The 17,766-nt window shown below is 68.5% G+C and carries 20 protein-coding genes; 10 read left to right on the plus strand and 10 right to left on the minus strand.

The genetic code is table 11. The annotated features are described in order from the left end of the window. Positions 1 to 131: 131 nt before the first annotated feature. From AMYAL_RS0138635 to AMYAL_RS0138645, 3 genes are all read right to left on the minus strand, one after another. Positions 132 to 1,013 carry a helix-turn-helix domain-containing protein gene (locus tag AMYAL_RS0138635; RefSeq protein WP_245193296.1) on the minus strand — a complete coding sequence of 294 codons (882 nt, stop codon included), beginning with the start codon at positions 1,011 to 1,013 and terminating at the stop codon, positions 132 to 134. Positions 1,014 to 1,022: 9 nt separating this feature from the next. Then, positions 1,023 to 1,853 carry an alpha/beta fold hydrolase gene (locus tag AMYAL_RS47240; RefSeq protein ID WP_039794804.1) on the minus strand — a complete coding sequence of 277 codons (831 nt, stop codon included), beginning with the start codon at positions 1,851 to 1,853 and terminating at the stop codon, positions 1,023 to 1,025. Between the two features lie 144 nt (positions 1,854 to 1,997). Continuing rightward, the gene (locus AMYAL_RS0138645) at positions 1,998 to 2,699 is read right to left on the minus strand and encodes a GntR family transcriptional regulator (RefSeq protein ID WP_020636661.1); all 702 of its coding nucleotides are present in this window, start codon (positions 2,697 to 2,699) and stop codon (positions 1,998 to 2,000) included. A gap of 129 nt (positions 2,700 to 2,828) precedes the next feature. On the opposite strand from AMYAL_RS0138645, the gene AMYAL_RS0138650 reads away from it, so the two are divergent. Genes AMYAL_RS0138650 through AMYAL_RS0138660 form a run of 3 tightly spaced genes read left to right on the plus strand, consistent with a single transcriptional unit; the run spans position 2,829 to position 5,171 of the window. After that, positions 2,829 to 3,686 carry a fumarylacetoacetate hydrolase family protein gene (locus tag AMYAL_RS0138650; RefSeq protein ID WP_020636662.1) on the plus strand — a complete coding sequence of 286 codons (858 nt, stop codon included), beginning with the start codon at positions 2,829 to 2,831 and terminating at the stop codon, positions 3,684 to 3,686. Position 3,687: 1 nt separating this feature from the next. Next, positions 3,688 to 4,611, plus strand: coding sequence for a VOC family protein (locus tag AMYAL_RS0138655; RefSeq protein WP_020636663.1), 924 nt, complete (start codon positions 3,688 to 3,690; stop codon positions 4,609 to 4,611). A 44-nt stretch (positions 4,612 to 4,655) separates the two neighbouring features. Further along, positions 4,656 to 5,171: an SRPBCC family protein gene (locus AMYAL_RS0138660; RefSeq protein ID WP_026467794.1), complete on the plus strand. Its 516-nt coding sequence runs from the start codon at positions 4,656 to 4,658 to the stop codon at positions 5,169 to 5,171. A gap of 52 nt (positions 5,172 to 5,223) precedes the next feature. On the opposite strand, the gene AMYAL_RS0138665 is transcribed toward AMYAL_RS0138660, so the two are convergent. Then, a complete protein-coding gene (locus tag AMYAL_RS0138665; RefSeq protein ID WP_020636665.1) occupies positions 5,224 to 5,412 on the minus strand; it encodes an imine reductase family protein in 189 nt (62 codons plus the stop codon). 148 nt (positions 5,413 to 5,560) lie between these two features. On the opposite strand from AMYAL_RS0138665, the gene AMYAL_RS48870 reads away from it, so the two are divergent. Continuing rightward, complete coding sequence (locus AMYAL_RS48870; RefSeq protein ID WP_209447280.1) at positions 5,561 to 6,124, plus strand: TetR/AcrR family transcriptional regulator; 564 nt, start codon at positions 5,561 to 5,563, stop codon at positions 6,122 to 6,124. Positions 6,125 to 6,458: 334 nt separating this feature from the next. Here the strand turns inward: AMYAL_RS48870 and AMYAL_RS47250 are convergent, their stop codons facing one another. Beyond that, a complete protein-coding gene (locus AMYAL_RS47250; RefSeq protein WP_143267874.1) occupies positions 6,459 to 7,064 on the minus strand; it encodes a hypothetical protein in 606 nt (201 codons plus the stop codon). A 38-nt stretch (positions 7,065 to 7,102) separates the two neighbouring features. Further along, positions 7,103 to 7,360, minus strand: a complete 258-nt coding sequence (locus tag AMYAL_RS50045) for a hypothetical protein (protein WP_020636668.1) — start codon at positions 7,358 to 7,360, stop codon at positions 7,103 to 7,105. 54 nt (positions 7,361 to 7,414) lie between these two features. Between AMYAL_RS50045 and AMYAL_RS50050 the strand changes: the two genes are divergently transcribed. Next, the gene (locus tag AMYAL_RS50050; RefSeq protein WP_020636669.1) at positions 7,415 to 7,921 is read left to right on the plus strand and encodes a hypothetical protein; all 507 of its coding nucleotides are present in this window, start codon (positions 7,415 to 7,417) and stop codon (positions 7,919 to 7,921) included. A 540-nt stretch (positions 7,922 to 8,461) separates the two neighbouring features. Here AMYAL_RS50050 and AMYAL_RS0138690 read toward each other — a convergent pair. Continuing rightward, on the minus strand, positions 8,462 to 9,865 hold the full coding sequence (locus tag AMYAL_RS0138690) for a DHA2 family efflux MFS transporter permease subunit (RefSeq protein ID WP_020636670.1): 1,404 nt from the start codon (positions 9,863 to 9,865) through the stop codon (positions 8,462 to 8,464). Positions 9,866 to 9,930: 65 nt separating this feature from the next. Here AMYAL_RS0138690 and AMYAL_RS0138695 point away from each other — a divergent pair, with 65 nt between their 5' ends. The 4 genes from AMYAL_RS0138695 (at position 9,931) to AMYAL_RS0138710 (ending at position 14,243) form a co-directional block, all read left to right on the plus strand. Then, positions 9,931 to 10,683 carry an ArsR/SmtB family transcription factor gene (locus AMYAL_RS0138695; protein ID WP_020636671.1) on the plus strand — a complete coding sequence of 251 codons (753 nt, stop codon included), beginning with the start codon at positions 9,931 to 9,933 and terminating at the stop codon, positions 10,681 to 10,683. A 248-nt stretch (positions 10,684 to 10,931) separates the two neighbouring features. Beyond that, positions 10,932 to 12,242, plus strand: a complete 1,311-nt coding sequence (locus AMYAL_RS0138700; protein WP_020636672.1) for a serine hydrolase domain-containing protein — start codon at positions 10,932 to 10,934, stop codon at positions 12,240 to 12,242. Between the two features lie 227 nt (positions 12,243 to 12,469). After that, positions 12,470 to 13,273: an SDR family oxidoreductase gene (locus AMYAL_RS0138705; protein ID WP_020636673.1), complete on the plus strand. Its 804-nt coding sequence runs from the start codon at positions 12,470 to 12,472 to the stop codon at positions 13,271 to 13,273. A 58-nt stretch (positions 13,274 to 13,331) separates the two neighbouring features. Beyond that, positions 13,332 to 14,243, plus strand: a complete 912-nt coding sequence (locus AMYAL_RS0138710) for a helix-turn-helix transcriptional regulator (protein WP_020636674.1) — start codon at positions 13,332 to 13,334, stop codon at positions 14,241 to 14,243. Positions 14,244 to 14,277: 34 nt separating this feature from the next. On the opposite strand, the gene AMYAL_RS0138715 is transcribed toward AMYAL_RS0138710, so the two are convergent. Further along, on the minus strand, positions 14,278 to 15,426 hold the full coding sequence (locus tag AMYAL_RS0138715; RefSeq protein ID WP_020636675.1) for an FAD-dependent monooxygenase: 1,149 nt from the start codon (positions 15,424 to 15,426) through the stop codon (positions 14,278 to 14,280). Between the two features lie 142 nt (positions 15,427 to 15,568). Here AMYAL_RS0138715 and AMYAL_RS0138720 point away from each other — a divergent pair, with 142 nt between their 5' ends. Then, positions 15,569 to 15,886: an ArsR/SmtB family transcription factor gene (locus AMYAL_RS0138720; protein ID WP_020636676.1), complete on the plus strand. Its 318-nt coding sequence runs from the start codon at positions 15,569 to 15,571 to the stop codon at positions 15,884 to 15,886. Positions 15,887 to 15,988: 102 nt separating this feature from the next. On the opposite strand, the gene AMYAL_RS0138725 is transcribed toward AMYAL_RS0138720, so the two are convergent. Both AMYAL_RS0138725 and AMYAL_RS0138730 read right to left on the minus strand, forming a co-directional pair. Further along, a complete protein-coding gene (locus tag AMYAL_RS0138725; RefSeq protein WP_020636677.1) occupies positions 15,989 to 16,633 on the minus strand; it encodes a lytic polysaccharide monooxygenase auxiliary activity family 9 protein in 645 nt (214 codons plus the stop codon). A gap of 181 nt (positions 16,634 to 16,814) precedes the next feature. Then, positions 16,815 to 17,765 carry a DMT family transporter gene (locus AMYAL_RS0138730; RefSeq protein WP_245193299.1) on the minus strand — a complete coding sequence of 317 codons (951 nt, stop codon included), beginning with the start codon at positions 17,763 to 17,765 and terminating at the stop codon, positions 16,815 to 16,817. Between the last annotated feature and the right edge of the window lies 1 nt (position 17,766).

A 17,766-nucleotide genomic window follows, 5' to 3' on the forward strand; every position in this document is an offset into this window, starting at 1 on the left:
GATCGCGCGACCAGCGGTATGAGCGGACGGTCGCCATGTGGTGGATCGGGTGGGTACCGGACAGGAGTAGATCGACCGTTCTGGCTGGTCTCCGGTGATGGTCGGCTCGATTTTTTCGGAAGCGGGCAGCTCTAACGACACTCAGGGATGTATCGGCCGGCTGTCGCAGGGCTGCGGTTTGGTGATGACGTCGGCCACGCGACGTCGTCGATGGCGAGCCACGGCGCGACGGCCACGGCCGACGGAGTGAGCCCGGTGAACGCCTTGACCTCGCGATGGAGATGGGACTGATCGACGTAACCGCACTCGGCGGCGACGCTCGCGGCGGCGTGACCGGCCGCGAGGAGGTGGGCGGCGTGGTCGAACCGCACCAGTCGGAGGGCTCGTTTGGGGCTGATTCCGAGCTGGGACCGGAAGCGGGACCACAGGTGCTTGCGATCCCAGCCGACCTCGCCTGCCAGGCTGTCGACCTGCATCCGCCCTCGGCTCGTGAGCGTCCGCCGCCAGGTGTGGGCGACTTCCGGTTCGACCGGCGTGCGGGCGCGCATCCGTTGACCCACGACCTCAGCCGCGATCCTGAACCGTTCGTCCCAGGACGCGGTGGCACGTAACCGGTCCTCGAACCGCGCGGCGTCGCGGCCCCAGACGTCTGCCAGGGGTGCCATCGCCCCGCTGAGATCAGGTGACGCGTCGAGCACCGCGGCCGCGACGTCCGGCTCCAGCCGGAGCTGGAGACATTCGCCCACGTGACCACCTGCCCGCAGATCGCCGGGCATGAGCCCGATGACGACACTGCCGCGCTCGCGCCGGCCGCGGCTGTCGCAGACGATGCCTTCTCCCTCGCTCAGGTCGACAAGCAACGTGACGCCGGGATGCGCGACCATGGCGATGTCCACGGGGGCGGGGAGACTCTGGCGGAACCCGGCCATGCTGATCCCCGGCAGCCGCTCCGACCGGCGCGGGACCGCGATGTCCACCGTGTCCCAGTCCGGCGGTGTTCCAGTCGACAGCACAAGACCAGTCTAGAGATCAGTGACGTCCACGGCCCGTTCCCGCGAGGTCCAGCTCAGCAATAGCTCGCTGATCGCCTCAGGCGCCTCGAACATGGGAAGATGTCCGACACCGGACAGCAGTTCGATCCGAGCGTTGGGCACCACCTCGTACTGGCGCACCGACGACGGGTCCCAGCGAGGGTCGGCGCTACCGAAGACCGCCAGCACCTCAACGGTGAGGGCGGCGAGACGATCGGGCACGCCACGCTCGGCGATGTACTCGGTGTTGCGGCGCAATATCGTCCTGAACGTGCCATAGGAGATGTGTTTGAGATCGGCGACCACATCGTCGGGTACGTCCACCGGGCGAGCGGCCGCTGCCCCGATTCCCTTGCGAATCACCGCATCCGAGCGCCTCGGCCAGATCAGCGGGCCGAACGGCGGGCCCAGCAGGATCCGCAGGATCAACGGCTGGGGAAGCAGCGCGCCGGGACGTGGGCCGCAGCTGATCAGCGCGACTGAGCGCACCAGGTCGGGGCGCTGTTCCGCGAGGGCGGTGGCGACGTAGCCGCCGCTGGAGTGCCCGACGACGGTGACGGGACCTCGGCCGAGGTCGTCGAGTACCGCCGCTACTCGGCTCGCCTGCGTGGGCACGTCGTAAGGCGGCGAAGGTGGGGATTGGCCACAGCCTGGGAGGTCGACCCGGATGACGTGGTGGTGAGCAGCAAGGGCCGGGACCACCGGGCTCCACGAGGCACCCGAAGCCCCCGATCCGTGGATGAGCAACAGCGGCGGCGCCTGCCGCGGACCGTCGCGCACCACGTGTATCCCCTGCGAACGCTCGACACCGTTCTCTCTCATGCGGCGATGGTGCACGGTCGCCGACGACCGGTCTTGGACAAATGTCGTCGTGAAAACATCCTCGGCAGCCGCACGGGCGCACGCTCCGTCACCGGGAAACCAGCCGGTCGCGACGGGCCAGAGGTGATTCGCCGCTGAGGACCTCTAGGCCGCTCCTCCCCCGACCTGGTTGGGTTGATCGGGCGCGCAGCTGATCAACAGCCGGGCGGTGTGCGCGATGTGGTCACGCAGCAGCTCCTGCGCGTGATCGGCGTCGCGCGCGAGCACGGCGTCGAGTAGTGCTCGGTGCTCGGCGGCGACGTCGCGGCCGGGTTCGTTGCCTAGGGATACCGACCACTGCCGATACAGCTCGGCCTCCTGTCGCAACGACCGCGCCGCGTCGAGCAGCCGCTGGTTGCGGCAGCCTGCCAGCAGCGTGTGGTGGAAGGCCGCGTGTGCCTGCACCCATTCGTCGGACAGGTGGTCCGGATCGGCCGGGTCGCGATACGGCGCGCGTTCCAGAAAGTGGTGCGCGGCAACGGCATCGGCCTCCCAGCGGGTGTCGCCTTCCCGCACCGAGAGCCCCAGTACCAGGGATTCGATCTCCGCCCGCGCCTGTGTCAGTTCGGCCAGATCCTGATGGGACAGCGGGCGGACCAGATAACCCTGACGCGGCCTGGCCACCACCAGCCCTTCGGCGACCAGTCTCGTCAGCGCCTCGCGGGTGGCACCGACGCTCACCTGGTAGCGGTCGGCCAGGTCCGGGAACTTGAGCCGGTCGCCCGGTATCAGCCGACCGGCGAGGATGTCGGCGCGCAACGCCTGGTGGATGCCGTCGGTGCGGGTCGCTCCGCCGCTCTTGGTCATGCCCCCAGCGTAGCACTTTACGAATCTCGGTTGAACTTTCGAAAGTTTGGCTCTAGTTTCGAATTCAAGCCCGATGCGGCGGATCGCCGCGGTCGGCTGTTCCAGGTCGGATCCCGGAAAGGTGAAGTCATGAAACTGGCCAATGTGGATGGACGCGCGGTCCTGCTGACCGCCGACGACACCGGAATCGACGTCGAAACCGCGTCGGGCGGCAAGTTCGGCCCCGGTCTCGAGTCCGTTTACGAGAACTGGGAAGGGTTCCGGGCCTGGGCGCAACAGCCGCCCGCCGAACCCGGCGTCGTCTTCACCCGCGCGCAGCTGGGCTCTCCCTCACCGGCCCCGCGGCAGATCATCGCGATCGGCCTGAACTACGACGCCCACGCCGCCGAGTCCGGTTTCGAGGCACCGGAAGGACTTCCCCCGACGTTCACCAAGTTCGTCTCCGCGCTGACCGGCCCCGACGCGGAGGTCGCGTTACCGGCCGGTGGTGACGTGGACTGGGAGGTGGAACTCGTCGCCGTCATCGGCCGGACCGCCAGCCGCGTCGCGGAATCCGACGCGTGGGACCACGTCGCCGGGGTGACGATCGGGCAGGATCTCTCCGAGCGCGTCTCGCAACTGGCCGGCCCCGCCCCGCAGTTCAGCCTGGGCAAGTCCTTCCCGAACTTCGCGCCGGTCGGGCCGTGGCTGGTCACGCCGGACGATCTGGCGAACCGGGACGACCTGGCGCTCGGCTGCGCGGTCGACGGCGAGACCGTGCAGGACGGCCGCACCCGCGAACTGATCTACCCGGTCGCCAGGCTGGTATCCGCACTGTCGCGGACCATCACCCTGTTTCCGGGCGATCTCGTCTTCACCGGGACCCCGGCGGGCGTGGGCATGGGCCGCACGCCGAAGCGGTTCCTGCGGGCAGGCGAGCACCTCGTCAGCTGGATCGAAGGCATCGGTGAGATGCGCCAGAAATTCGTTGCCGCACAGGAGGACTGACATGGGCATGCACCGCCTCACCCGTGTCACCATGGGTGTCCCGAACGTCGCGGAAACCATCGCCTACTACTCCGAGTTCGGGCTCACCCACCTCGGCGGCGGGGCCTTCAGTACTCGCGAAGGCGGCGAGCAGCTGCGGGTCCGGCACGCCGTGTCCCGGCGGGTGCTCGAACTCGGGGTGGGGGTCGACGATGTCGACGACGTCGCGCGGGCCGCGTCACGGCTTGGTCGCCTCGGCGTGGCGGGCGGCACGGACGGCACCGCGGTCACCGCGATCGAGCCGGTTTCCGGGTTCACCGTCCGCGTCGAGATCGCGCCGAGAATCGTGCAGCGGCCAGTCCCGGCCACCCCCTACAACGGGCCCGGTCGCATCGAGCGGTTCGGCCGCGCGCCCGGAGTGCTGCGTGAGGACCCGATCCGGCCCAAGAAGCTCGGCCACTGCGTGGTGGGCACGACCGATCTCGAAGCCACCATGGGGTTCTTCACCGAGGGACTCGGTTTCAAGGTCAGCGACTACATCGGGAACAAGGGCGCCTTCATGCGCTGCTCGGTCGATCACCACAACGTGCTGGCGCTCGCGGCACCGGTGAACTTCCTGCATCACACGTCCTGGCAGGTCGACGACATCGACGACGTCGGGCGCGGCGCGGCGGCGATGCTGGCAGGCAACCCCGAGCGACATGTCTGGGGCCTCGGCAGGCACCACGCGGGCTCCAACTTCTTCTGGTATCTCAAGGATCCGGCGGGGAACTTCAGCGAGTACTACGCCGACATGGACTGCATCCCCGAGGACGAGATCTGGACCCCGGAAGTCTTCGAGGGCGCCCAAGGCCTGTTCAGCTGGGGCCCGCCCCCGCCACCGTCGTTCCTGGAACCGGACGACCTCGCCGCGCTCATGACCGGACAGCACGCACCTTCCCGGTGACCGCGCCGGAAGACCTCGCACCTGATCAGACAAAGGAGAAAGTCATGCCAGTGGAACTGTATGTCCCCCAGATCCCGGACAACCTGAACATCCGGTTCGTCGAGAACCGCATCGTCATCAACCGCCCGGTACAGGACGTGTACGACTGGGTGACCACCTGGTCGAACCTGCCGAAATGGCTGCCGATGGCACTCGGCACCGAGGTGCGACGCGGCACCGAAGGCGTCCCCGCCGAGATGGGCGACGTACTGCTCGAAACCATCCGGCCGGAGCTGAACGAGAAGCCGAAGCTCTACACCGTGGTGGCGCGGGTCCCCGGCAAGCTGTGGACCGTGGTCGGCCGGGACGTGCTCGAAGACGGCTCCCTGGCCCCGTCGATGCACGCGATCGCCACCTTCACCACGTTCGACCTCGGCGATGGAACGACCCTGTTCTGCCGCCTGTTCGAACGACTGGTCCCGGACACCGAGCCGCCCGGCCCGCACCCGGTCGAGGACCCTGCCCGCATCCAGCCCGGCCTGGAACTGATCAAGGCACACCTCGAGGGCACGGCCGGATGACTCCGGCGTCGCGCTCACGACGGACGGATCCCCTCGGATTTCGGTGATGCGCTCATCGATTGTCCAGGTAGTGCCGGGTGAGGCGGGCGATGTTGTCGGCGCCGTGGCCCGCGTCGATGACGGCCTGAGCGAAGGGGCGGACTGCGCCGAGCGGGCCGGGGTCCATGCCCCGGCTCGCGGCGGCGTGGATGATGTGGTCCATCGTGGTCACGTTCGAGACGATGCTGGATCCGTCGGACACCGTTGCCGGTCGCGGGCAAACACCTCGCGATGCTCATCGATTCTTGCCGCGCCTGATGTTCATCGGCAGCTCTTCGGCGGCGGCGATGACCGCTTGGCGCAGGCGGGAGCTTGCTGTCGATCTTCGAAGCGGACGTTAGCCTGACTCCATGGCAGACACTCGCCCTGGAGGCCGCACGGCCCGTACGCGCGCCGCGGTGCACACCGCGGTGCGCGAGTTGTTCGCCGAAGGGCATGACCAGCCGTCAGTGCGGGACGTGTCCGAACGGTCGGGTGTGCGTGAGGTGACGATCTACCGGCGCTGGGGGCGGATCGAATCGCTGGTGCTCGATGTCGCGGTCACGCAGCTCAACGAGGAGTCGCCGTTCCCGGACAGCGGTGACCTGCGCCGCGATCTGCTCGGCTGGGCACAAGCGGTCGCCGGGCAGGTGAAGACGCGTGAGGGGTTCGCGCTGTTCCACGCGCTCGCCGCGGCCACCTCCCCGTTCGCCGACGGCAAGCCCGCTCCGACCGGTATCTGCAACAGCGCACCGCCCAGATGCAGCAGGCGCTCGACCGGGTCGAGGCGGCGGGTGGCAAGCCGCCGACAGTCGCCCGCATCTTCGATGTCGTGCTCGCACCCATCTACCTGCGCGCGGTCTTCGGTTACGAGTCCCCCGACAAGGACTTGGACGTCCTGGTGGACCAGGCGCCCCCGAATCCCGCGCGCCTGAGTACCTCCTTGCCCGGCAGCCACCTGTGGCGCATGAGCCGACAGGCCTCATTTCGCGAGCTGAGCAGGCTCTCCAGCGGGTGGATCCACGACCCGACGTGTTATGCGATGCCTATTACGAAAGCGGCTGATAAACGCCTCGCATTACCTCCCGGAAACTGGGGGATCCGCCAAGGATCTGCAATCACCCCATGACACTCCATCGCACGATCGACTCGGAATCATTTCCCGCCATGCGTGCCAGGGGCCGACCGGTCGTACCGGCGAGCGCAATCGACAAATGGAGCAGACGACCACAACTTATTCACCGCGCGACCAGCCAGTAACAGAGAAACTCACGTCGCTCGCGCGATCCGAAGTAAGCCGACGGGTGGACCGACGAGGTCGTGGCCCACGGGATACGGATGATCAGGTCGGAAGATCCAACCGGTCGTCGACGTTTCCTTCACCGCGACCTGAACCTGCCGGAACGTCGCAGGGTCGACGACACCACTGTGACGCACCACCTCGTCGAAGAACCATTCGGAGGTGATCACCACGAGCACCCCCGGCGACTCACGCAGTGCCTTCTTCACCGGCCGCGCCTCGATCAGCCGGAATGCCCGGTTGATCGAGGGCGCGGTCACACCCTGGTCGTCGAACGCCACCTCGCCGGCATGCAGAGCCATTCTCAGCCGGATCTGTTCTTCGGCCGGATGGGCTTTGTTGTGCTGTCGCAGCGCATCCGCGAGTGAGTACGGCAACGCCTCGACCAGTGGCCCCTTGGGCACTTGCGCCGGGACCAGAACGAAGGCGCCGTCGCCGCGGTCCTCCACCCGACAGTCCTCCCAAGGAAGCCCAACGTCATCGAACGCCCGTCGCAAAGCTCGGTACAGACCTTCACGAACGGCGAGCTGATGCCGGGTCGTCCGCCATTCCTGGCCATATTCCTCGACGTCCACGACGAGCACTGTCCGGTGAACGGCCACTTGCGTACGCCTCATGTGTTCTCCACCCGGTAAGGGCTGGACTCGGCATGGATTCGCCGTTGCGACGCCTGGGAAGCCGAGGAGCGCAACACGAAGACCAGCGCCGGTGTGCGCGCCAGCAGCCGCAGCGCGTAACCGATTTGAGTACGCCCGGAGAGGCCTTCGACTTGCGTCAGGTCATGGAGTTCGCTGGCGTACTCGTCGAGATAGCGCCGACGTTCCTCCCTGGGGAGGACACAGACTGCCAGGTTCAGGATGCGCCACGACATCCAAGCCGACGGCCGTCGGCTTTGCTCACACTCAGGAGAGTCCTGAGTGAACGGTTGCGCGAAACTCCTTTCGAGTTCGCCCACGAGAGCCACACAACCGTCGAATGCCTGACCGAGGGCCACGCGAACGTCGAGTTCGAACCCTTTGTCGAGGTCAGGAGCACTCGCTCGCTCCAGCGCTCGACCAAAAGCGAAGGCACCTTCACGGGCTTGGGCGAGAAGGCGGCCGATAGCGAGTACGAGATCACCCGCGCGCGCGTGATCGTTCGCCGCACGTGGGTCGATCCCGTCGAGCAAGTAGAACTCGCGCTCGATACCGTACAGAAGCAGCCCGACCCGATCGAGCAACCGACTCCGCGCGGCACCTCGGAAGTCGATGTTGACCGCGTGCGCCTGACCGAGAATTCTGTCCAGTTCCACGAGGATCGTGCGATCGCCCGCGAGTGTCCGGGCGAAGAACCCGAAGCGGCCGTCGTTGTTCACGACGCCCCCTCGGCCAAGTTCGACCGCAGGCGGCTGATCCTCGTCGCCGAATTCTCACAGCGCAGCAACGCCGCTTGAACCAGCCCCATAGCGACCGGATCTATCCGGTAGTACCGGCGTCGAGGCCTTCCCTCCTCGTGAGTGTCGGCCTCCTCCCATCGGCTGGACAACCAGCCGATGCCTTCCAGCCGAGCCAGGATCGGATGCACAGTCCCGCTGGGCAACCCGGCCTCGGCGCAGATCTGCAGACCGTACAACTCTCTCGACGGATCCCCCATCAACGCTCGCAGAACCAGCTGCGTCGGCAAAGTCATCCGAGGCTTACGCGGACTACCCATGCTTGTACTCTACCTAGCCCCTAGGTAGAGTACAAGCATGCCTCCGGCGACCCCCGCTTGAGTGATTCTCGTAGTCATACTCAGGCGTGTTTTCGTGACATGCTTCGCGGTTGGTGCTGCGGGAGCCAAGTGTGGGCAGCCAGCCGTTCTTCAGGGGGCGGCGAGTGAAACGGACCACGTAGTCCGCGAGCCGCCGCAGGCGAGTGGGCAGATGGTGGTCAGGCCCGTGCGACCGGACCCGTTGATCGCCACTCGAACTGTCCTGCGCTGTCCTCTTCTCTCAGCAGGAAACGGTGCGGATGCGGCCCGCGAGGAACGCGAGCGCCGCCGCGGCCGCGAACGCCACGGCGGCGATGACCGCGGAGATGTGCAGCCCCAGGTACGGGTCGGACAGGGTGACCGCGAGCGTGCCGAACAACGCGACGCCGACCGCGTTGCCGATCTGCCGGGACACGTTGAAGACCGCGGAGGCGACCCCGGCGTGTTCGGCGGGGGCCGACTCGATGATCGCGGCGGTCGCCGCGGGCACGGTCATCGGCGTCGCGAGGCCGGTGGCGACGAGCGCGAACAGCAGCGCCGTGTACGGGGTGTCCGGGCCCGCGGCGAGCCAGCCGACGAAGCCCGCAGCACCGAGCAGGAGCGCGCCCGCCATGGGACGGTACGGACCGAACCGTGCCGTCAGCCTGCCGGAGAGCGGGGCCGCGATCAGCGCCATGCACACCGTCGGCAGCAGGACCAGGCCGGTGGTCATGGCGTCGAAACCGCGCTGGTTCTGGAAGTACAGCGTGCTCAGGTAGAGCATGCCGTAGTAGCCGAGGTTGAGGAGTACCCCGACGGCGGCGGTGGCGGCGAACCCGGCGTGCCGGAAGAGGGACGGCGGGAGCAGCGGCGACCGGCCGCGGCGTTCGAGATTCCGGCCGGTGACGACGAACGTGACCAAGGCGAGCGCCCCGACCACGAACGCCCCGAGCACCGGTGTGGAGGTCCAGCCCGCCGAACCGGCCTCGTTCAACGCGGCCGCGACGCATCCGAGGCCGGCGATCGCGAGGACCTGACCCACGACGTCCACCCGTCGCCCGGAGTCCGGCTTCGGCGGGGCCGGTACGTGGCGGCGCGTGAGCACGACGCCGAGGACGGCGATCGGCAGGTTGATCCAGAACACCGCGCGCCAGCTCAGCCCGGACACCAGCACGCCGCCCACGACCGGGCCGGCGGCGAACGCCACCCCGGCCACGCCGGCCCAGAACCCCAGCGCCCGCGCGCGGACGGTGCGATCCGGGTAGGCGGCGGCGAGCAGGGCGAGCGAGGTCGGCACGAGCAGGGCCGCGCCGGCGCCCTGCAGGAGCCTGCCGGTGATCAGCAGGGCGGTGTCCGGCGCGACCGCGCACACCACGGAAGCGGCGGTGAAGACCCCCATGCCGGTGAGGAAGATCCGCCGGTGCCCCAGCCGGTCGCCGAGGCCGCCGCCGAGCAGCAGCAGCGCGGCGAAGATCGTGCTGTAGCCGTCGACGGCCCACTGCAGCCCCGCCGGGGTCGCGCCCAGTGAGCGCTGGATCTCCGGCACCGCGACCGTGACGACGGTGACGTCGAGCATGACGAGGAAGTAGCCGAGGCTCAGTGCGAGCAACGGGGCGACGACGAGGGGCGGCCGAGTCGTGGCGACCCCATCGGTGTGCAGATCCATACCGCTCAGGGTCGCCGCAAAACGCTTCGCTCCCCATCGAAGTGTGCACGCGCTAGGCTGCTCCCGTGGACGGCGAACCGGACATCGCCCGTGCCGCCGCGCTCATCGCGGACGGCTCACGGGCCCGCATCCTCAAAGCGCTTTCCGGCGGTCGCGCGCTGAGCGCCACCGTGCTCGCGGCGGAGGCCGGCGTGCGCGGCCCGACGGCCAGCGCGCACCTGACGAGGCTGCTCGACGCGGGCATGGTGGTCGTCGAGCGCGACGGCCGCAACCGCAACTACCGCCTGGCGAGCACGGAGATCACCACGGCGCTCGAAGCGCTCGCGGTGATCGCGCCGCCGCTGCCGATCAGCACGCTGCGCCAGAGCACCCGCACGAACGCCCTGCGCCGGTCGCGGACCTGCTACGACCATGTGGCGGGCAAGCTCGGCGTGGAGCTGATGGCGGCGCTGGTCGACGGCGAGCTGATCTCCGGCAGGCGCAAGGTCGGGGCGAAACAGGACCGCCCGGCCTCCTACGGCCGGGACATGGACTACGAGCTGACCGACGCGGGCAAGGACACGCTGCGGTCGTTCGGCGTCGACCCGGAAACGCTGCCGGTGCGCCGCGCCCCCATCCGCTACTGCGTTGACTGGAGCGAGCGCAGGCACCATCTGGCGGGCTCGGTGGCCGCGGCGGTCACCGAGCGCATGTTCACGCTCGGCTGGATCCGGCACGGGACGGCCCCGCGCATGGTGCACGTGACCGAGGCCGGGGCGGACGGGCTGCGCCGGACCTTCGGCGTCGACCCCGCGCCGTGGCGGGACCAGGCGAGCTGAGCCGGAACCCGGTTTCACCGCGATGGCCATGAGCCATCCGGCACCCGTGAGTCCTCTTTGGACTAAGCGCGGCGTTTCGCCTACGGACCGTACGCGCGCACGAACGTGTCGACGGCCGATTCCGCGATGCCCTCGAGTTCTTCCTGACGAATTCCTCGCCGAACACACCACGCGGCGGACCTGCCGTCAGCCAGCGGTCTTCTGCCGCCGCTCCTGACTGGGCAAGCGGGTGAAGCTAGGTTGAAGGGGTGGAGTGGAACCTGGGCGAGCTCATCGCGAAGTACGACGTACCGGGCGCACAGGTCGCGGTACTCGCCGACGGGGAGATTCACGACGAGGCCGCCGGCGTGCTGAGCCTGCACACCCGTGTCGAGACCACGCCCGACTCGGTGTTCAAGATCGGCTCGATCACCAAGATCTGGACGGCCACGCTGATCCGGCAACTGGTGTCCGACGGCGTCCTGGATCTCGACCGGCCTGTTCGCGACTATCTGCCCGGCTTCCGGCTGAGCGACCCGGCCGCCACCGAGAGCCTGACCGCCCGCCACCTGCTCACCCACACCGGCGGCATCGACGGCCAGCACATCACCGATACCGGACGCAACGACGACGCGATCGAGAAGTTCGTCGCCACCCTCGCCGACGCGGACCACCTTCTCCCGCCCGGCGCCCTCTTTTCCTACTCCAACAGCGGGTACGTGGTCCTTGGCAGGCTCGTGGAGGTGTTGCGCGGCAAGCCTTTCCACGACGCGCTCCGCGAGCGCATCGTGACACCGCTGGGCCTGCCCACCGTCGCCACCACCACATACGAGGCGATCCTGCACCGCGCCGCGGTCGGCCATGTCCAGACAGACGGGGAGCTCGCGCCCACCAAGAGCTGGGCGGTCCGCTATTTCTCCACGCCCAGTGGCTCCCATCTCGCGATGAACGCACGAGACCTGCTGACGTTCGTCCGCCTGCACCTGACCGACCCCGCGCTCGCGGCACTGCGTGACCCCCAGCTCGAGTCCGTCCCGGACTTCGGCGGCGGCATCCTCGGCTGGGGACTCGGCTGGATGCTCTACCGGGACGGCGTCGTCGGCCACACCGGCGTCTCCAAGGGACAGAAGGCCTTCTTGCGTGTCGCCCCGTCGGCCGGTGTGGCAGTTGTCGTGCTGACCAACAGTTCGGGTGCTGATCCGCTGGCCTACGAGATCTTCGGCCGTGTGCTCGGAGACCTCGCCGGCGTCGAAACGACGCCGCTGCCGGTGCCGCCCGCGAGGCCCGCCCCCATCGACGTGAATCGCTGGTGCGGCACCTACCGCACCAGCCTGTACGACCACACACTCACCGTCGAGAACGACCGCGCGTTCCTCATCCGCCGACCTCGCAGCGAACTCGCGAAGTCTTTCCTCGGCAAGCCCGAGGACCGCATCGAGGTAGTGCGGCTCCACGACAGCTCGATCATCACCGCCGAACCGAAGTCCGACGGCCACCAAGTCCTGTCCCTGGTCGGCCGCGACGAACACGGTCGCGCCCACTTCCTCCACAACGGCGCTGCCGCGCGCAGGATCGCCTGATCGCGGCTACCGGCACGCGCACCAGCGGATGCCAGGTCGACCTGGCAAGGGGGCCCTCGCAGTACCTGAATCACCAGGGTCTCCCGGACGTCCAAGACACCTGCCAACCTGTTTGAGTCGGCTCCGGAACGAAAACGCGCCGGCAACATTCCAGGGAAACACGCTGCGGCTTCACCTCATCAGTTCACTTCAGCCGCATGCTCCCACGACAGAAAGAACGAATACCCATGGCGGACAGCCAATCCATCCCTCACTCGGGCCTTTTCGATCTGAGTGGGAAGTACGCACTTGTCACGGGCGGCACCAGGGGCATCGGGATGATGATCGCGCGCGGCCTTCTGTGTGCGGGCGCGCGCGTCGTCATCAGCTCACGCAAGGCGGACGCGTGTGCGGAGGCACAGCATCTGCTGTCCGAATTCGGCGACGTTCGAGCAATCCCCGCCGACCTGTCCAGGCACGACGAATGTCAGCGCCTCGCCGATCTCGTCATGGACGGCTCGGAACGCCTGGACATCCTCGTCAACAACGCGGGAGCGATGTGGCGCGAGCCGCTGGAGACATTCCCGGACGAGGCCTGGGACGCGGTGATCGACCTCAACCTCAAGTCGCCGTTCTGGCTGGTGCAGGCGCTGCTCCCCGCACTGCGCAGGGCGGGCACCATCGATGATCCCGCGCGGGTCGTCAACATCGGCAGTATCGCCGCCGTCCACGTCGCCGAGTCGCCCAACTACTCCTATGCCAGCAGCAAAGCGGCACTCCATCAACTCACCAGGGTGCTGGCCAGGGAACTGGGCCCCCAGCACGTCACGGTGAACGCGGTAGCCCCAGGGCCGTTCCCGTCGCAGATGATGGCGTCAACGCTCGACGCCATCGGCGACACGATCGCGGCGAAGGCCCCTCTGCGCAGGCTCGGCCGCGACGACGACATGGCAGGCACCGCCGTGTTCCTCGCCAGCCGGGCCGGCGCCTATCTCACAGGTACCGTCATCCCGGTCGACGGCGGCATCGCCACGACCGCGTCGGGTACCTAGGAGTCGGGGGTACCGGCAGAGCCTCCCTCCGCCTGCGTACCGCGCCTATGGTGAGCGGGTGGCCAAGATCGATCTGCGCTCTGAGATCAAGGAATTCCTCCGCTCGCGTCGCGCGCGGATCACACCCGAGCGGGCCGGACTGCCGGTCTACGGCGGCAACCGCCGGGTCAAAGGTCTGCGTCGCGAAGAGGTGGCTCTCCTGGCGGGGGTATCGGTCGACTACTACGTGCGAATGGAGCGCGGCAGCCTCGCCGGCACCTCCGACGGGGTGCTCGACGCGGTGGCCTCCGCCTTGCACCTTGACGAGGCCGAGCGCGATCACCTCTTCCACCTCGCACGGCAGTCCAGGGCGCCCGGCGGTCCACGCCGCCGTCGCCCCGCTGTGACGGTGCGTCCGGCGCTTCAGCAGGTGCTCGATGCCATCACCGATGCGCCGGCGTGGATCTGCAACGGCCGTTACGACGTGCTGGCCACGAATCACCTCGCCCGAGCGCTGTACTCACCGGTACTGGCCGACACGCGCCGGACGGCGAACACCGCACGGTTCGTGTATCTGGATCCCGCGGCAGCAGGAACCTTCTTCGTCGACTACGACCGCATCGCCGGCGATGTGGCCGCGAAGCTGCGCATGGAAGCCGGGCGCGATCCACACGACGAGGAGCTGATCGCCCTCGTCGGTGAATTATCGACACGCAGTGACCTCTTCCGGCAGCGTTGGGCATCTCAGGACGTCCGGCTCCACCGGTCCGGACGCAAGCGCCTGCACCATCCGGCGGTGGGCAGGCTCGACCTTGACGTCGAGTCGATGGAGCTGCCCGCCGACCCCGGCCTGCTCCTGACCGTCTACACCGCGCCCGCCGGCACCGCGACCGCGGACGGTCTGGCCCTCTTGGCGTCATGGGCCGCCGAGCAGGAGAAACCGGCGACCGAGATTCAAGCACCAGAACGTCAAGATCTTCCAGGCACCTGAGACGGCCGAGGAGCCCGGCTCCCGCACCGACCGCTCAGACCCGGCTGTTCTGCTTGGCGGGCAAGGTGTTTCGAGTGCGGGTGGCGAGGCCGACGGCTCGGACGGCGATATTGCGCAGCGCCAGCCCGTGCCGAGTTCGCGGGACGAGCAGAGTGGCGACGAGGCCGACGCGCCGGTGCCTCGGGTCCACCTGCCGCCGGTGCTTCGCCTCGTACGCCTGAAAGGCTCGCGCATGGTCACCGGGATGTGCCGCGAGCGCTTCGGCCAGTGTGTGCGCGCCTGCCATCGCCATACTCGACCCGTCGCCGAGCAGGGCCACCGCCGAGGCCGCGTCGCCGAGCAGCGCCACGCGGCCGCGCGACCACCTGTCCATCCGCACGTTGGCGAGCGGATCGAAGAAGGGCGCGGGGTGGTTCTGGTACGCCTCGACCAGTTCGGGGCCTCGCCAGCCGATATCCGCGTACGCCTCGGCCACCATGCGCTTGTGGAGAGCGGTGTCGTGACGGTCGTAGCCGGGCACCCGCCCTCCGCGGAAGGTGAACATCGCGAGTGGCTTCCCCCGTGACGGGTGGATGGTGAGCATCCGGCCGGGCGCGGTCAGCATCACGGCCGCCTCCGGGTCATCGAGCGCACTGGGCTCCACCGGCACCGTCGCGCCGTACATGCCCAGGCCGGTCGTGAACCGCTCCGCCGGTCCGAAGACCAGGCCGCGCACCGGGGAATGGATGCCATCCGCGCCGACGAGCAGGTCGAAACGGCGTGGCGGTGACCGGCGGAAGGTGACGTCGACCCCCGCTCGATCCTGCCGGAGGCCGGCGATCGTGTCGTCGAAGAGGAACTCCGCGTCGTCCCGTGCCGCCTGGTGGAGCACCGTGGACAAGTCGGATCGGGTTACTTCGACCGACCGCGGCGAAGTCGTCGGGACCCGGAGGAGCTGCCGCCCGCCCGGATCGAGGAGCGAGAGGACGCTCGAGCCGGTGGCGACCTCGCGCAACCGCGTGAGGATGCCCATGCTCCTGGCGACCGTCAGCGCCGGTTCCTTGACGACGATGGCGCTGCCGCCTGATCTCAGCTCTTCGGCCTGCTCGACGACCGTCGGCCGATACCCGTGCCGGGCCAGCCAGTAGGCGAGAGCGGGGCCGGCGATACCGGCGCCCTGGATCAGGACGCGGGAAGGCGTCATGGCCGCAACCTTTCGGAGGAGGGAAGCGACGAGCGCCCGCAGTCCTGCTTCGTGCGCAAGCCTCAGGTACGTCACTCGTCGTACCTTCAGTCAAACACGGCCGTAAGGTACGATGCAAGACGTACCTGAAGGGGGTGAGGCGATGACCGGGTCAGGCCCGACCGAGGACGACGCCGGAAACGCCGATCTGGGCACGGTGTTCCGCGCGCTCGCCGACGAGCATCGCCGCACCGTGATCGTGAAGCTGGCGGCGGACGAGAGCGACCGCGAGCACACCTGCAACTCGTTCGATCTCCCGGTGTCCAAGCAGACGCAGACGCACCACTTCCGGGTTCTGCGCCAGGCCGGACTCATCCACGAGATCAACTACGGGAACCGGAAGGGAATCCGGTTGCGCCGGGCGGAAATCAACCGACGGCTCCCCGGCCTGCTCGATCTGCTGGCCGCGGAGCGCCGCTGACAGATGAAGGCCTCCGGCTGTGAAGTGACCGCTTCACGACCGGAGGCCTTCGTGTCCCACCCGGATGCCACGCCGATCGCAGTGGCGGGCCGGGCCGTGGGGTCAGTTGAAGATCACGTCCGAGCAGGAGTAGAAGGCCTCGCCGGAGTCGGGCCAGTGGCGCTGCCAGATCGAGTAGATCAGGTGCCTGCCGGTGCGCCCGCCGGGCAGGTTCGCCTTGAGCTGGTAGGCATTGCCGGCGATCGGCGGATTGTCCTGCTTGTAGAACGGGGTGGCTTCCAGGTCGGACCACTTGAGCGGTTTCGTCGGGTCGTAGCTCGGCTTGGTGACGTACAGCTCGAAGGTGCCCGGATGCGCGGCGGTCAGCTGGTACTGGAAGGTGTACGGGCCGCTGCCCGGCAGCGTGGTCGCCGGCCAGTCGTTGCGGGCCAGGTCGAGCCCCTTGTACTTGCCACGGCCGGCGCTGCACAGCTTGCCGTCCGGGATGATTTCGCGGCTGTGACCGCTGGCGTCGCCGATGTTGACCTCGTCCCAGTCGTAGATCGGCCAGCTGTCACCCACCGCGATGGCGGCCTTGCACGCGGCGGACCGCGGGTTCTCCGGACCCTCCTGGAAACATTGCATGATCCGGCTGATCGGTTTGCCCATCGAGCCGTGCGCGAGGGCGGGGACGGCGGTGAACACCGAGACCGTGCCGAGCACGGCGGTCAGTATCGCCACTTTGACGGCGGAGCGGGAAAACTTCATCGCAAGTTCCTCCTCATGAGAGGTCTAGACCACATCATGGTAAGGGCCCTCTCGCACCGGCTTGTAGGCCCGAAAGTCGGGTGCGGGCGATTTCGCGCCGTGTCGACGGCCAGTCCCGCTCCGCCGGTGGTCGCCGACGTGCTCCACGGCCAGCAAGGGCGGACTGTTCCAAGTGGACAGATCACTGCGGCGCGGGTTCCGTCGACCGGCTTCCCAGGCTGCCGATCGCGGCCATGATCAGCACGACACCCACGACCCCGGCCACCGTCAGCCGCTCGCTGAGGAAGACGACGGCGATCACGACGGCGGTGACCGGTTCGAGCAGGGTCGCCACCACCGCCGCGCCGCTGGCCGTGGTCCGCAGGCCGGTGAACAGCAACGCGTAGGCGAGCGCCATCGTCACAGCTCCGAGGTAGCCGATCAGCGCCCACGACCCGAGGTCGGTGGTCCAGACCCCCTCCCCGCTCGTCGCAGGCACGATCAGTCCGGCGGGAACCAGGACCATCGCGGCGACGCAGGTGGTCGTCGTGGTCATGGTGAGCGTGTCGAGCCGCAGCGACAGCGGCGCGGCGGCTTCGGCGGAGAGAGCGTAGGCAGTTCCGGAGACGAGTGCGGCGAACACGCCAAGAACCGGGTGCGGCGCGTCGCCGTCAGGGCTGCCGGCGACGCTGACGAGCAGGAGCCCTGCCACGGCGACCGTGACCGTGAGGAACTGGCCGGCGGAAGGACGGCGACGACGCCGGACACTGCCGGTGATCAGCAATAGCACCGGCGCGAACCCGAGGCACACCACGGTGGTGACGCTCACCCCGGCCCACAGGACGGCCAGGAAGAAGAACAGCTGGAAGATCGCCGTCGACACCCCGACCGCGGTCACCCGCCGCCACTGCCGCCGCCCGAGCCGCGCGCAGTCGCGCAACCGCCGCATCAGGGCAGCAGCGATCACCAGGACGACAACGGCGACGAAAGCGCGGTACCCGCCGATGGTCACCGGCGAGAGACCCGACATGTCGTGCACGACCGGGATCGCCGGGCCGATCGTGCCCCAGAGCACACCGGCCAGACACACCAGGACCAGCCCTCTCACCTGGCCGGCGTAGGCCTGGACAGGCCGGGTTTCCGTTGGTGTCACA

Source organism: Amycolatopsis alba DSM 44262 (assembly GCF_000384215.1).
Classification (GTDB): Bacteria; Actinomycetota; Actinomycetes; order Mycobacteriales; family Pseudonocardiaceae; genus Amycolatopsis; species Amycolatopsis alba.

What these genes read in the sequence shown, in the direction of transcription:
- AMYAL_RS0138705 (WP_020636673.1), top strand. Translation starts at nt 12,470, where the DNA reads ATGGCGGACAGCCAATCCATCCCTCACTCGGGCCTTTTCGATCTGAGT.
- AMYAL_RS0138720 (WP_020636676.1), top strand. Translation starts at nt 15,569, where the DNA reads ATGACCGGGTCAGGCCCGACCGAGGACGACGCCGGAAACGCCGATCTG.
- AMYAL_RS47240 (WP_039794804.1), bottom strand. Translation starts at nt 1,853, where the DNA reads ATGAGAGAGAACGGTGTCGAGCGTTCGCAGGGGATACACGTGGTGCGC.
- AMYAL_RS50045 (WP_020636668.1), bottom strand. Translation starts at nt 7,360, where the DNA reads ATGTCGTGGCGCATCCTGAACCTGGCAGTCTGTGTCCTCCCCAGGGAG.
- AMYAL_RS0138690 (WP_020636670.1), bottom strand. Translation starts at nt 9,865, where the DNA reads ATGGATCTGCACACCGATGGGGTCGCCACGACTCGGCCGCCCCTCGTC.
- AMYAL_RS0138645 (WP_020636661.1), bottom strand. Translation starts at nt 2,699, where the DNA reads ATGACCAAGAGCGGCGGAGCGACCCGCACCGACGGCATCCACCAGGCG.
- AMYAL_RS0138650 (WP_020636662.1), top strand. Translation starts at nt 2,829, where the DNA reads ATGAAACTGGCCAATGTGGATGGACGCGCGGTCCTGCTGACCGCCGAC.
- AMYAL_RS0138660 (WP_026467794.1), top strand. Translation starts at nt 4,656, where the DNA reads ATGCCAGTGGAACTGTATGTCCCCCAGATCCCGGACAACCTGAACATC.
- AMYAL_RS0138725 (WP_020636677.1), bottom strand. Translation starts at nt 16,633, where the DNA reads ATGAAGTTTTCCCGCTCCGCCGTCAAAGTGGCGATACTGACCGCCGTG.
- AMYAL_RS48870 (WP_209447280.1), top strand. Translation starts at nt 5,561, where the DNA reads ATGGCAGACACTCGCCCTGGAGGCCGCACGGCCCGTACGCGCGCCGCG.
- AMYAL_RS0138715 (WP_020636675.1), bottom strand. Translation starts at nt 15,426, where the DNA reads ATGACGCCTTCCCGCGTCCTGATCCAGGGCGCCGGTATCGCCGGCCCC.
- AMYAL_RS0138655 (WP_020636663.1), top strand. Translation starts at nt 3,688, where the DNA reads ATGGGCATGCACCGCCTCACCCGTGTCACCATGGGTGTCCCGAACGTC.